The organism is Bifidobacterium scardovii JCM 12489 = DSM 13734 (genome assembly GCF_001042635.1).
GTDB classification, from domain to species: domain Bacteria; phylum Actinomycetota; class Actinomycetes; order Actinomycetales; family Bifidobacteriaceae; genus Bifidobacterium; species Bifidobacterium scardovii.
The window spans coordinates 185,713-199,333 of sequence record NZ_AP012331.1 but is presented as its reverse complement, the minus strand read 5'-3'; the positions used below and the strand labels follow the sequence as shown (position 1 = coordinate 199,333).

General features: G+C 65.0%; 8 protein-coding genes and 1 pseudogene. 2 read left to right on the top strand and 7 right to left on the bottom strand.

Annotation, left to right across the window (positions count from 1 at the left end; all coding sequences use genetic code 11):
* Window positions 1–28: 28 nt before the first annotated feature.
* Window positions 29–1,812 (bottom strand): annotated as a pseudogene (locus BBSC_RS00790) (alpha-galactosidase); the annotation flags it as partial.
* 126 nt (window positions 1,813–1,938) lie between these two features.
* Window positions 1,939–4,122, bottom strand: a complete 2,184-nt coding sequence (gene yicI / locus BBSC_RS00785; RefSeq protein ID WP_051923211.1) for an alpha-xylosidase — start codon at window positions 4,120–4,122, stop codon at window positions 1,939–1,941.
* 121 nt (window positions 4,123–4,243) lie between these two features.
* Here yicI and BBSC_RS00780 point away from each other — a divergent pair, with 121 nt between their 5' ends.
* Window positions 4,244–5,014: a hypothetical protein gene (locus BBSC_RS00780; RefSeq protein WP_046726161.1), complete on the top strand. Its 771-nt coding sequence runs from the start codon at window positions 4,244–4,246 to the stop codon at window positions 5,012–5,014.
* Between the two features lie 96 nt (window positions 5,015–5,110).
* On the top strand, window positions 5,111–5,776 hold the full coding sequence (locus BBSC_RS00775; protein ID WP_046726162.1) for a YesL family protein: 666 nt from the start codon (window positions 5,111–5,113) through the stop codon (window positions 5,774–5,776).
* Between the two features lie 76 nt (window positions 5,777–5,852).
* Here BBSC_RS00775 and BBSC_RS00770 read toward each other — a convergent pair whose 3' ends face one another.
* The 5 genes from BBSC_RS00770 to BBSC_RS00750 all read right to left on the bottom strand — a co-directional run bounded on the left by BBSC_RS00770 (window position 5,853) and on the right by BBSC_RS00750 (window position 13,292).
* Complete coding sequence (locus BBSC_RS00770) at window positions 5,853–6,866, bottom strand: LacI family DNA-binding transcriptional regulator (RefSeq protein ID WP_033516895.1); 1,014 nt, start codon at window positions 6,864–6,866, stop codon at window positions 5,853–5,855.
* Between the two features lie 117 nt (window positions 6,867–6,983).
* On the bottom strand, window positions 6,984–9,674 hold the full coding sequence (locus tag BBSC_RS00765) for a glycoside hydrolase family 2 protein (RefSeq protein WP_033516829.1): 2,691 nt from the start codon (window positions 9,672–9,674) through the stop codon (window positions 6,984–6,986).
* A gap of 127 nt (window positions 9,675–9,801) precedes the next feature.
* Complete coding sequence (locus tag BBSC_RS00760; protein WP_081892972.1) at window positions 9,802–10,698, bottom strand: carbohydrate ABC transporter permease; 897 nt, start codon at window positions 10,696–10,698, stop codon at window positions 9,802–9,804.
* Window positions 10,695–11,744, bottom strand: a complete 1,050-nt coding sequence (locus BBSC_RS00755) for a carbohydrate ABC transporter permease (RefSeq protein ID WP_033516831.1) — start codon at window positions 11,742–11,744, stop codon at window positions 10,695–10,697. Before BBSC_RS00755 ends, BBSC_RS00760 begins: the two co-directional genes overlap by 4 nt.
* 153 nt (window positions 11,745–11,897) lie before the next feature.
* On the bottom strand, window positions 11,898–13,292 hold the full coding sequence (locus BBSC_RS00750) for an ABC transporter substrate-binding protein (protein WP_033516833.1): 1,395 nt from the start codon (window positions 13,290–13,292) through the stop codon (window positions 11,898–11,900).
* Window positions 13,293–13,621: the final 329 nt, after the last annotated feature.

Sequence of the window (13,621 nt, the reverse complement as noted above, 5' to 3'; positions counted from 1 at the left end):
ACAGCGCCACGAACGATTTCAGCACGGCCAGTTCCTCGTCCGTGCATTCCAGGATGTTCCACTCGAAACCGGAGCAGCCCTCCAGCGAGATCGCGGCGCGGTAGCTCAGGCCGGTGGCCCGGGCCGTGGAGTGCGCCGGCGAAGGACCGACATGCGCGCCGATCATCTCCGGAGGCACGATAAGTTCGGTCCACCGCTGGATGTCGACGCGGTCGCGCGGATCGTTGGAGTCGGAGGCCAGATGCGATCGGCGTGCTGCAGGATGCCGGCGTCGGTGCGCGCGCCGCCCGAGGAGCAGCTTTCGATCTCCAGACCGGGGAATTGCGCCTTGAGATCGTCGAACAGGCGGTAGCACGCTTCGGTCTGCTCGTGCAGGCCGAAGCGGCCGTCGTGCATCGGCTCGGTCACCTCGCGGTTGTGCTCCCATTTGATGTAGTCCACGCCGAGCCGCCCGACGAGCTCGGCCATCTGGCCGTACACATGCCGGTAGGCGTCCGGATTGACCAGATCGAGCACGTACTGCGCGCGGTAGGACAGATCCTCCCGGTACGGCACGGCTTCGGGCGCGGCGAGGATCCACTCGGGGCGCTCGCGGGCCAGGTCGGAGTCGAGATTGACCATCTCCGGCTCGAACCACAGGCCGAACTCCATGCCGAGGCCATGGACGTGCGAGGCCAGCCCGTCGAGGCCGTTGGGCCAGACTTCCGGGTCGACCCACCAATCGCCCAGCCCCTTGGTGTCGTCGCGGCGTTCGTGGAACCAGCCATCGTCGAGCACGAAACGCTCCACGCCGACCGAAGCCGCACGGTCGGCGAGCCGCTTGAGCGTGACCTCATCGTGGTCGAAGTACACGGCCTCCCAGGTGTTGAGCGTGAACGGCCGCGGCTTGGCGGCGGGGTCCACGCGGCCCGGCAGCGAGCGCAGCCAGTCGTGGAATCGTGCGGCGATGCCGTCGAGGCCGCGGTCGGAGTAGGCGAAGCAGATTTCCGGCGTGGCATACGATTCGCCGGCCGCAAGGCGGATCTCGCCGGGGCCGATAAGCTCGCCGGCGCCGATAAGCGGTTCGTGGGCCGGTAGATTGTCGCTGCGGTAGGTCTGGTTGCCGCTCCATGCGAGGTGGCAGGACCAGATGTCACCGCTGCCGAATCGCGGTTCGCCGATGGATGCGATGAACATCCACGGGGATTCGTGCCCGGTCTTGCCTCGGCGGCAGTCGCGGGTGACCGATCCGACCGGCAGCGGGCCGGTGGCCGGCTGCTTTTCGAGCGGCCAGCGGCCGGTGAACTGGGTGAGCGTGTCCACGCGTTTGGGGCACGGCAGCGTGGCGTCGAGCCAGCTGACCGACAGCGGTTCGCCGCCGTTCGCGGTCGATCCGTCGGCCGTGTTGGTGACGGTGTGGCGGATGACGACCAATCCTCCGGGCTGGAGGGCGATGGTCGATTCCAGCCGGATCGCGTTGACCGCGTCCTCGGCCGTGATGCTCAGCGCATGGCCGTCGGCCGCGGCGCTCACGGACGTACCGGTCCAGCGGGCGTAGACCGGCCGGCCTCCGCGCGCGCATTCGAGACCGGCACGGCCGGCCCAGCCCTCAGCGCCCTGCGGCAGCAGCGACGGGCGCCATGCCGCGTCAGGCTTGTTCGGCGGGGTGTCCTTGAGCGTCATCGCATCCAGCGCCGCGAGCGCCGATTCGTCCAGCGCGGCGCCGGCGCCATTGACGCCGTCGACGTGGGCGAGATCGGCTAGGTCGGCGGCATGCGTGGCGTCCACAGCGCCCGCAAGAAAATCGCGTCCCCAGTACTCCACCTGCGGCATGTCGCCGTCGGGGGCCTTGAGGATCAGACAGACGCCGTCGCGGCGCAGTACAACATGCGGTCCTTGGTCAAACATCAGTGTCGTCCTTTCACGATACGTATACGGATGGCGTGCCGTCGCGGCGCGTCACTGCTCGAACCGGGCGTCGCCGCGGATCCACAGGGGCACGTAGTCGAAGCCGACGTGGCGTTCGCGGCGCCACACCCCGGCGCCGGACGGCTCGACCGTCTCGCCGGTGAACCAGTTCGTCCACTTGCCGGCCGGCAGGTAGTACTCGACGTCGCCCTCGCGCGAGAACACGGGAGCCACCAGCAGATCCGGGCCGAACATGTACTGGCGGTCCAGCTGCCAGGCAGCCGGGTCGTCGGGGAACTCCATGAGCATCGGCCGCATGATCGGCGTGCCGTGCTCGTGGGCCTCCTTGCCGGCGCGCACGATATACGGGGTCAGCCTGCGCTTGAGCGCGGCGAATTCGCGCAGCACCTCCACGGCGCTCTGCCCGACCGGAATCTCGACGCCGTGCTCGCGGTCCCAGTCGTCGAACAGCCACGGCACGCGGTACAGGCGCGAACCGTGCAGACGGGAGTGGGAGCTGAGCAGGCCGAACGCCACCCATCGCTTGTAGACGTTGGAATCGGGCACGGTGTCCTCGAACCCGCCGATGTCGTGGCTCCAGTAGCCGAAGCCGGAGCTCAGCAGCGACAGCCCGCCGCGCAGGCTCTGCGCCATGGCCTCGAAGGTGGATTCGCAGTCGCCGCCCCAGTGCACGGGCTGCATCTGGCCTCCGACCGTGGCCGAACGCGCGTAGAGCACCGCTTCGCCTTCGCCGCGCTCCTCCTCGATGGCCTCGAAAACGATGCGGTTGTACAGTTCGGTGAACCAGTTGTGCATGAGCGCCGGATCGGTGCCGTCATACCACCGCACGCCGCGCGAGGGGATGCGCTCGCCGAAGTCGGTCTTGATGGCGTCCACGCCCTGGCGCAGCAGCCCCTTGATCTTGCCCTTGTACCACGCGCGGGCCTCGGGGTTGGTCACGTCGATGATGCCCATGCCCGATTCCCACATGTCGGTGCGCCACACCTTGCCGTCCGTGCGCTTGAGCAGGTAGCCGGCAGCGGCGGCCTCGTCGTACACCGGCGTCTCCTGGCCGATGTACGGATTCGTCCACACGCTGATGTGCAGGCCGAACTCGCGGTGCAGCCTGCCGAGCATCCCCTCGGGGTCGGGGAAATGGTCCTCGTCCCAGGTGAAGTCGCACAGCTGGAACGGCTTCATCCAGAAGCAATCGTAGTGGAACACGCTGAGCGGGATGTCGAGCTCGTTCATGCGGCTCACCATCTCGGTGACGGTCTTCTCGTCGTAATCCGTGGTGAACGAGGTGGACAGCCACAGGCCATAGCTCCATTCCGGCACGATCGGCGGGCGGCCGGTCAGCGCGGTGTAGCGGTCCAGTATGGTTTTGGGATCGCCGCCCCCGATGACGAAGAACTCGATCGACTCGCCGGGCACGGAGAACTGCACCGCTGCGGCGTTCTCGGTGCCGACCTCGAACGAGACGTGCCCGCGATGGTTGACCAGCACGCCATACCCCTTGTTGGTCAGGTAGAACGGCACGTTCTTGTAGGCCTGCTCGCTCTGGGTGCCGCCGTCGGCGTTCCAGATGTCGACGGTCTGGCCGTTCTTGACGAGCGGCCCGAAGTGCTCGCCGAATCCGTAGACGTTCTCGCCGACGCCCAACCCCAGCTGCACGCGCATGTAGCGGTCCGATTCGTCGAAGGCGCGGCCGCTCTCGCTGGCACCGAACTCGCCGACCGGCTCGCTGGGCACCGGCGCCAGCTCGTCCAAGGTGAAGTGCGCGATGGCCCGGCCCTGCGCCGCGGTGAGCACGGTTTCGCCGCCGTCCTCGCCGACCGCGAGGAAGCGCATGGAGAAGGGGGCGCCCTTGGCGATGGCCACCTTGAGATCGCCGGTGACGAAGGCGCCGTCGCCCGTCTCCCCGTCGACGGACGCCTCGCCGGCGGACACGCCGTTGCCGGGGACGATCGGGAAGCCCTGACCGGTGGATTCGCCGCGCCAACGCTCGATGTTCACCCGCGCAACGCCCTCCATCGGCGACGACACCGTGATGGTGAACGAGGCGAGGTTCATGGTATGGCCGACCGACAGGATACGGGTCGAGGGAACCAGCGCCCGCAGCGCGGACCGCGGGCCACCCTGCGCATGCCGCCTGGTTTCGATGCGATACGTCTCCTCGCTCGCCGCGCGCTGCACATGCGGGCGGACGCACCAGTAGCCATCCGTGAACTTCATTGTCGCTCCTTATGTCGTACAACATCGTATGCCATGCAACACTATACCTTAATCGGTTAAGAAACATGCGATTTCTGCGTTATACTGAAATACATCACATACGGCAAGGAGGCGAACGGCTATGACGCGATCATCGCATGACGGCCCTCAGCGAGGCGGAGGCACCATCGACGACCGCCAGGCGCAGGCCATACGCACCCTTGCCGACACCAGCGAATACCGCGGAAAATCGCGCCTCGCCACGCTTTTGGCGTTGCCGCGCGACCAGAAATGGGGATATTTCCGCGACCAGCTGCTCGCCCGTGTGGCGGCGGCCATCGCGGCCATCATCGTCGTCACCTATCTCGCGGTGCAGATCCTCACTCCTACGCCGGCCCCGCAGCTCTATGTCGCGGTCATCAATAGCGCCCTGAGCGAACAGGATGCGGCCACCCTGCAGACGAGCGTATCCGAAGCGCTTAATCTGCCCGAAGGCCGCGAAGGCGGGGTCGCCATCGACGCCAACTTCAACCTCAAAGAGTCCGGTCTGACCAAGCTGCAGACCATGCTGTCCAACGACGAGATCGACGCGATCATCGCCGCCCCGGACGATTTCGAGACCCTGGCCGGCTACGGCTACATGCGTTCGCTGAGCCGGTCGCTCACCGAGCGGCAGCGCAAGGCCCTGTCCGGCGCATTCGCCGACTTCCGCGGATTCAACGACGCCAACGACACCGACATCGACTACGACGGATCGGGCAAAGGCGGCTCCAAGCCGTACGGCCTGAAACTCGCCGACGCACCGGCCTGGACCGCGCTGCGGTCGGCGGACGACACGGCGCTCATCGGGCTGGCGCAGGACTCCCACAACACCGGCAACGCGCAACGCCTGGTCACGTTCCTCACCGAATGACCACGCCCGCGCATGACCACGACCGCGCGGGCCGATGGCATACGCCAAACCCATCAGTCCCGGTCCCTCACACCCCCAGCAACCCCAAGGAACCCCATGCAGATCTTCAAACAGGACAATCCATTCAACGCTTTCATGTCGCGCATCGGCGATCTGGCCATGGTCAACGTCGCGTGGGCGGTGTGCTGCATTCCCATCGTCACCATCGGCGCTTCGACCGCGGCGATGTACGAGGTGGTGCGGGCGATGCACGAGGGCCGCGACGCGCATGTGCTCAAGCAGTTCGGCCACGCCTTCACGCGTCGCTTCGGCGTTTCGCTGGCGCTGGAGGCGATCGCTGCGGCATTCGCCGCGCTGGCCACCTTCGATCTGTGGTATCTGACCAAGCAGGAGACGAACGTCAGCATGGCCTCGCTGGCGTACGGCGTCATCATCGCCATCGCCATCGTGGTGGTGGCCGGCGCCGGATTCGTGTTCCCGCTGACCTCGCGCAGCAAGCTGACCGTCGGCGCGCAGATCAGGCAGTCCTTCGCCGTGGCGTTGCGATACCCGGTGGTCGCGCTGGAGATTCTGGTCCTCAACGCTTTGCCCTTCGCGATCGCCGTGTTCGTGCCTGGCGGCCTGTTCCCGGCGGTCTTCTTCTGGGCGTTGCTTTTCACCGCGGCCAGCGCATGGCTGGTCATCCATCTGATGCTCCAGTCCGGCATCATCGCCCTGCCGGCCAAGCCCGCCGAGGCAGCCGAACCAGACAACGCCGAGTAGCCAATATGGTGATGCCCCGCTCGTATCGGGCGGGGCATCACCATATACGGATGGCACGGTTCCGAAACTCCGGAAATCACTCCTTGGGGTCGATCGGACCGCTGGAATCGCGGAAGATCAGCTCGTAGTCGTCCTCCACATAGGAGTCGACCGGCCGCCCTTCGGCCATGTCGATCAGCATGCGGGCGGCGCGCTTGCCTCGCCCCACGACGTTGCGGTTCAGCGCGGTCACGCTCGGCTCGTTGATCTCGCACATGAACGAATCGTCCCACGAGATGATCGACAGGTCCTCCGGAACCTTGAATCCCAGCCTGCGCGCGGTTCTGATCGCGGCCAGCGCCATGACGTCGTTATCGCACACGATGGCGGTCGGCGGGTTCGGCAGGGACAGCAGCCGTTCCACGCTGCGGCGGCCCGCGGCCGGCGAGTAGTCCGTATGCAGGCAGTTGTAACGCAGATTCAGCTCCGAGGTCTCGTCGAGGAAGGCGTTGTCGCGCACGAAGGTGTGCCCCATCATCTCCGGGCCGGCCACGCGGGCGATATGCCGGTGGCCCAGCTCGTAGCAGTAGTCGACGATGAGGTGCGCCGCGCCCTTTTCGTTGTCGGACAAGGCGGTCATGCCGTCGGACATCTCCACGGAACACAGCATCAGCACCGGGAACTTGGGGTACTGCTTGAGCAGCGCCACGCGCGGGTCGCTCAGTTCGACGTTCAGCATCAGCAGCGCATCCACCGCGCCGGTGGCGATCCACTCCTTCATGATGCTGACCTCGTGCTGGCGGTTCGAGGACGAGCGCAGCAGCAGCGAATAGCCCTGCGCCTCGAACACGGCGGTCAGGCCGGCGATGAGCTCCATGGTGTAGGACTCGACGGACAGCACGTCGGTGTCGTACGTCAGGATCAATCCGATGGAATGCGTGCTGGCGTCGGACAGCGCCTTGGCGGCGCTGTTGGGCTTCCAGCCCATCTGCTCAGCCACCTGCAGCACCTTGTCGCGCGTTTTTTCGGACACGCCGGGTTTGCCGTTCAGAGCATAGGAAACGGCGCTGCTGGATACTCCGGCGGCCTTGGCCACGTCGGCGATGGTCATCTTCGACTTCAACGCAGTCCCCTCCTTCAGTCCTCAGTTTCTGGGTTCGTCAAGCGATTCAGCACGGCCCGTTGACGGATATCATTCTAATGATATCCGTCAACGGGCCGTAGCGGTTCAGCGCTTGAGATCGTTGGCGCAGCGCAGCACGTTCGCGGCCGCGAACGCCGCGGGATCGACGGCGGCGCCGGACGCGATGCGCCAGGTCACCGACTCGCCGGGCAGCAGGGTGACCATGCCGCCGCTGATGCGGGCGTCCTGATCGACCTTATCGACCATGCAGAACACGTCACGCGCATAGGCCTTGGCCGTCACGGTCAGCTCGTAGCCGCCGTCCACGGCGGTCGCCGACGCCGCGAGCGGCGCACGGTCGAGCTGCTGGTCGATGACCTCCGCCCCGTTGTAGACCGCGCGGGCGAACGCCGCGTCGGATGGCGTGGCGACGATGATCTCGCCGTTCGGGTCGCCGAACCCAGCGACGGCGGCGTCGAGCGCCAGCTCGGCATGGTCGACCGGGCCGAGCATCACGTCGAAGGTCTGCGTGGCGAGCACGTCGCCGGCGAGCGTGCGGCGCTCGACGGTCCAGGACCCGTTCCAGCCCTCGCGGGTGTCGTTGAGCACGACCAGCGCCAGGTGGTCCGCGGCCACGCGCTTGCCTTCCCAGCTCTTGTCCTCGCGGGCCTTGTCGGAGACGCGCGGCTGGATCGTGGCCAGGCGCGGCGCGAAGAAGTCGCGCGAGGCGTACCACATCGGCTTGCGATGGCCGTAGTAGTCGACCGCCGCCCACGAGACGACGGGCCAGTCGTCGTTGAGCTGCCAGATCAGTGCGCCGGCGTTGATCGGCTCGAGCGAGCGCATGTGCTCGACGCCGAAGCGCATCGCATGCGCCTGCTGCAGCTGGCACGCCCAGTGCCAGTCCTCGATCGAATCCCAGTTGTCGGTGGGGATCAGCCAGTTGCGGGTGCCGTCGGCGTTGTAGCTCACGTCGTCGATGTCGCCCGGGGTCAGGTGCGAGCGCATGCCACGGGCCAGCTTGTAGTTGCCGCCCATGGCCTTCTGATGCACCAGCATCTGCTTGCCGAACGGCTCGAGCTGCTCGTCGTGCACCACGCGGGTGAGCGTGCTGAACGCGGGCGGCGCCTGGTAGCCGAACTCGTCGGCGAAGCGCGGCGTGTAGTCGGCGTAGGTGCGGTAATCCACGCGGTTCCACACGTCCCAGATGTGCATGGTGCCGTCGACGTCCTTGTTGGCGTCCACGAACTTGGTGAAGCTCATCGGGGAGCTCGGCAGGTAGGCGTGCGTCGGGTCGAGCTCGGCCAGCAGCTTCGGGAACAGGTCGGCGTAGTAGTAGTCGCCCCAGCCCTTCTCGCCGTAGCCGTACTCGTTGGCCGGCTTGTCGTCGTCGCGCAGCGCCTGCTTGAACCCGCCCCACTCGGAGTAGGCGACGTAGTTCTCGTTGGAGCCGTTCCACACGGTCAGGCTCGGGTGCGAGCTCAGGCGGGTGATGTGCTCGCGGGCCTCGGCCTCGATCTCGGCCTTGGTCGCGGAGTCCTCGGGGTAGGCGGCGCAGGCCAGCATGAAGTCCTGCCAGACCATCACGCCGAGCTCGTCGGCCAGATCGTAGAACTCGTCGGACTCGTAGATGCTGCCGCCCCAGGCGCGCACCATATTCGAGTTGGACTCGACCAGGTCGGCGAACCGCGCGGCGTAGAACGCCTTGTCGCCGCGGCTCAGGAACGCGTCGATCGGCACCCAGTTGTAGCCGCGGGCGTGCACGGGCACGCCGTTCACGTAGATCTGGAACGGGCGGCCGACCTCGTCGGCGCGCGTGTCGACGTGCACGGTGCGGAAACCGACGCGGCCGGACCACACGCCGTCCTCGGCCGGCACGGACTCACCGCCGGCCTTCACGGTCACGTCGTACAACGGCTGATCGCCGTAGCCGAGCGGCCACCACAGCTGCGCGTTCGGCACCACGGTGATGATCGTCGCGGTGTTGCGGCCGTACTCGACCTCACCCTCGACGGTGACGTCGGTGCCGTGGCCGGTCAGGGTGACGCTGACGGGCGTCGGCTTCTGCTGCGTATGCGCGTCGGCCGAGGTCATCACGCGGCCTTCGCCCTCGCGCTCGATCTCCACCGTGGTGGTGAGCACGCCGGTCGTGCCGTCGCCCAGTACGCTGACCAGCGGGCGCACCGCGGCTAGGCGGACGCCGGACCAGGAGTCGATGCCGATCTCGCGCCACATGCCGGCGTTGGCCACGTCGATGCCCCAGTCCCAGCCGAACTGGTAGGAGGGCTTGCGCAGCTGGTTGAACGCGTGGTGCTCGGTGTGCGGATAGTAGCCCAGCTCCTGCTCGCGGCGGTCGGACTCGCGCACGGAGGAGGCGAAGGTGACGGTGAGGGTGTTCAGGCCGTCGCGCAGCTGGCCGCGCGCGTCCCAGCGGTAGGAGCGGTGGTAGTTCTGGGCGAAGCCGACGAACTGGTCGTTGAGCTGCACGGTGGCGACGGTGTCGAGGCCGTAGGCGACCAGGTCGTGGCGGGGTTTGCCGTCGGCATGCCATTCGAACGTGGTCTCGAACTGCCAGTCGACGTCGCCGATCCACTGCTGGCGGTTCTCGTTGTCGCCGTCGAAGGGCTCGTCGATGAGGCCGGCGTTGAGCAGGTCGAGCGTGACCTCGCCCGGCACGGTGGCGGGAATGCCGTCGGCGATCGCGTCGCGCAGCGGTTCGGGAGCGACCTGCGGGTTGAGCGCACGGACCGTCCAGCCCTCGGTGAGAGAGGTGAAGGTGTTCGGTGTGTGGGTCATGATGATATGTCCTTGTGTCGTTGCGGGCTGTTCGGCGGTGGGAACATCAGCGCGATGCCCGCGATCGGAATCCGGTCGGATATGACGGCGGCTCCCCTCGTCCAGGAGGGGAGCCGGCCGCACGGGCTTACTCCTTGACGGCGCCAGCGGCGACGCCGTTGTAGATCTGCTTCTGGAAGATCAGGAACAGGATCAGCATCGGCAGCAGCGTGATGATCACGCCGGCGCAGATCAGGTTGTACTGGCTGCCCATCGGGCCGGTGAACGAGTACAGCGCGATGGCGACCGTCTTCAGGCTTTCCTTCTGCAGGTACAGGTTCGAGGCGTAGTACTCGTTGTACACGCCGACGCCCTTGAGGATCATGCAGGTGACGATGGCCGGCTTGAGCAGCGGCAGCAGGATGCGCGAGTAGATGGTCCAGTAGGAGGCGCCGTCCATGATGGCCGCCTCGTCGAGCGAGGTGGAGATGTTCTCGAAGTACTGGATGAACACGTAGATCGAGATGACGTCGGTGCCGCACATCATGAGGATGTAGCCCCACATCGTGTTGACCGCGTGCATCTGCACCATCATCTTGTACATCGGGACCTGCATCGCGATGCCCGGCAGCAGCGCGGCGACGGTGAACAGGCCGCGGATGATCGCGTTGCCCGGGAAGGTGAAGCGGCTCAGCACGTAGGCCAGCATGGTGCCGATGAACGTGGTGATGATCAGCACGACGACCAGAACAACGAAGGAGTTGCGGAAGGCGACGGCCATGTTGGATGACTTGAACGCCTGCACGTAGTTGCTGAAGTTGAACCAGTTCTCCGGCATGTGCATGACGGAGGTGCTCTGGTATTCCTTGGTGGTCTTGGCCGCGGTCACGAAGCAGCTGACCAGCGGGACGACCATCCAGAACGCCACGAAGATGAGCGAGATGTACTTGAAGGCCACCAGCAGGCCGTTCTTGAACTTGTACCAGAATGAACCACTGCGCGCCATGCTGCGCGCCTTGGCCTGCGCGACGACGTCAGTCATCATGCCACCGCCTTTTCCTTGGAGTTACGGGAGCCGTTGCGAATGATCGGGGCGTTCTTCAGCGCCATCTTGCGGCGCTGGCGCTCGGCCTTCGCGGCCTTCTTCTTGGCCTTGGCGACGCCGTCGTCGGCATCGCGGAACACATACTTGAAGAACAGTTGCTGGAGCATGGCGCATACCAGGATGATCGCCAGCAATACCACCGCCATGGCGGAGGCGAGGCCGACCTTCTGGCTGCCGTGGGCCAGCTGGTCCATGAGCACGAAGTAGGTCGCGGTGCCGTTCGCACCGGTGGTGATCACGTACGGGCCTTCGAAGGCGGAGAGCGAACCGGTGATCGACAGGATGATGTTGAGCACGAGGATCGTCTGGATGCCCGGCAGGATGATGTGCTTGAACTGCTGCCACTTGTTGGCGCCGTCGATCTCGGCGGCCTCGTACAGGGTCTTGTCGACCGACATGATGGCGCCGATGAACAGGATCACGTTCTGGCCGAGATAGCGCCAGATGGAGGCGCCGACCAGCGCCCAGTTGTTGATGCTCTGGTCCTTGAGCCAGTAGGGCAGGTTGTCGAGCTGGAATCCGCACCATTGCAGCACGGTGTCGAACACGTAGCCGCGAGTGTAGAAGAACTTGAAGATGAAGCCGACCGCGATGCCGTTGATGAGGTAGGGGAAGAAGTACACGGCCTTGAAGAAGCCGCCGCCGCGCACTTTGAACGCGAGCATCGTGGACAGGTACAGCGCGATGGCCACCTGGATCAGGGCGCCGGCCATGTAGTAGAGGCTGAGCTTGAGGGAGGACAGGGTGTCCGGGCGGGTGAAGACCTCGATGTAGTTCTGCAGGCCGATCCACTTCGGGGTGCCGATGTACTTCATCTTGTAGAACGAGTAGCCCACCATGTTGAAGAACGGCAGGTAGGTGAAGAAGACGAGCAGGGCGAGCGGAATCGCGGAAAACGCGACGATAATCCCTGTCTTGCGCCAATTCCTTGGCTGAATGTTTTCGGGAATCTCGGCGACTGCCGTTCCCGCTGCTGACGAGGTCATGGATCCTTCTCCTCGGTGGTTTCCACCACGCCGGCGCTGTCATGCGCCGGGCGGGTCATGCGGATTGATTGTTATGCGGAACGGGTGCGGGCAGCCACCGGCATGTTGCTGACGACTGCCCGACCGTGACGATTGCGGATGAAGCGGTGGGGCTTACTTGACGACCGTGGTGTACTTGACCTCGGAGTTCTCGGTCTTCAGCGCGGCGTTCCACTTCTCGTTCCACTCCTTGACCAGGTCGTCGTAGGACTTGGTCTTGTTGGCCGCGTTCTCGACGATGGACTGGACGCGGGCGTCGCCGGAGGCGTTGATGTTGAGCTCGGAGTCGGAGTTGAGGTCGTTGAACAGATCCTCCTCGCCCTTGACGGCGGGCTCATCCTCGACGAAGGTGACATCCTTGAACTCGGAGTAGACGTCCGGCAGCTCGCCGTCCTGGCTCTTGGCGACCGGCAGGCCGCCCTCGTTGATGGAGAAGTTGGACTTCTCGGTCATCCACTTGACGAAGATCATCGAGGCTTCCTGGTTCTCCTTGGAGGAGTCCTTGTTGATGCCGTAGGCGTAGTCGGCGGAGGAGGAGGTGTACTGCTTGCCGTCGACGGAGATCGGGAACGGCATGTAGCCGATGTCATCGGCGTTCTCGCCCACGCTCTTGATCTGGGAGACGGCCCAGGAGCCGAGCACCATCGTGGCGATCTTGCCGGAGTTCATCTGCGACTTGGAGCCTTCCCAGTCGGTGGTGGAGAAGTCGTCCTCGATCAGGCCGTCGGACACGGCGTCGTAGAGGATCTTGTACACGTTGTAGGCGTGGGTGCCGTCGCCCGGATCGGAGAACGGGTCCTCGGTGTGCAGCAGCTCCTGGTTCATGTACTTGGCGTCGCCGGTGGCGGTGCCGCCGATGTAGGCGTCCCAAGCGCCCATGGTCCAGCCGGCCGCGTAGTTGGTGTACAGCGGGGTGGCGTCGGTCTTGTCCTTGATGAGCTTGAGGTCGGAGATGAACTCGTCCGGGGTCTTCGGCAGCTCGGTGATGCCGGCGTCCTTGAAGACCTTCTGGTTGTAAACGATGCCGACGGCGTTGCCGGTGGAGGAGATGCCGTACACGTTGCCGTCGTACTGCTGGGCGTACACGTAGTGCACTTCGTCCTTCAGGTTGTCGACGGTGCCGAACGGCAGGAAGTAGTTCTGCAGCTCGGAGGCGTCGACGGTCGGGATCATCATCATGTCGCCCCAGTCGCCGCCCTGCAGGCGGGTGAGCGCCGCGTCGCCGTAGTTGGTGCCGCCCTCGACCTTGACCGTGATGTTCGGGTACAGCTTGTTGAATTCCTTGATGTACTGGGCCCAGGTGGTGCCGTTGTAGGAGTCCTGCAGCATATCGGTGCGGTGGCTGAACAGGTTGATGGTGGTTTTGATGTCCTTGCCGGTGGTGCCCAGCTCGATCTTGTCGTAGGTCAGATCGGTGGCTTCACCAGATGAACCGCTTCCGCAAGCGGCCATGCTGATGGCGCACACGCCGGCCACGGCAGCCGCTACGATCTTCTTCCATGCTTTCATTTCTGTCTCCTTTGCCAGCCGATGACTGAAAACGGCAACAATTCCGTACTGATTTCTCTTTCCGACGCAGTAAGTCAGCCGTGACCTTACGTGCGGAGCAGCACCGATAAGCCTTGAGTTGCAAGCCTTATCGGTGTTGTTGATAGTCAGGATAACACCGTGCCGGAGTGTTTGTCAACCGGTTAAGTAACTCCGTTAACAAGAATGTTCATCCAATGAAGAAAATACTCGCTTCTCATGCTTCATATATGGCCTGAAACCGTTGGAATTTCAATCTTTTCGCCGCCGCTGGAAATGGCCCGAACGGCTGACGGCGTGCTGCGGCCAAG

Excerpts from the sequence above, each read along its gene's own strand:
- yicI (WP_051923211.1), bottom strand. The coding sequence starts at position 4,122 with ATGAAGTTCACGGATGGCTACTGGTGCGTCCGCCCGCATGTGCAGCGC.
- BBSC_RS00760 (WP_081892972.1), bottom strand. The coding sequence starts at position 10,698 with ATGATGACTGACGTCGTCGCGCAGGCCAAGGCGCGCAGCATGGCGCGC.
- BBSC_RS00775 (WP_046726162.1), top strand. The coding sequence starts at position 5,111 with ATGCAGATCTTCAAACAGGACAATCCATTCAACGCTTTCATGTCGCGC.
- BBSC_RS00755 (WP_033516831.1), bottom strand. The coding sequence starts at position 11,744 with ATGACCTCGTCAGCAGCGGGAACGGCAGTCGCCGAGATTCCCGAAAAC.
- BBSC_RS00750 (WP_033516833.1), bottom strand. The coding sequence starts at position 13,292 with ATGAAAGCATGGAAGAAGATCGTAGCGGCTGCCGTGGCCGGCGTGTGC.
- BBSC_RS00780 (WP_046726161.1), top strand. The coding sequence starts at position 4,244 with ATGACGCGATCATCGCATGACGGCCCTCAGCGAGGCGGAGGCACCATC.
- BBSC_RS00770 (WP_033516895.1), bottom strand. The coding sequence starts at position 6,866 with ATGACCATCGCCGACGTGGCCAAGGCCGCCGGAGTATCCAGCAGCGCC.
- BBSC_RS00765 (WP_033516829.1), bottom strand. The coding sequence starts at position 9,674 with ATGACCCACACACCGAACACCTTCACCTCTCTCACCGAGGGCTGGACG.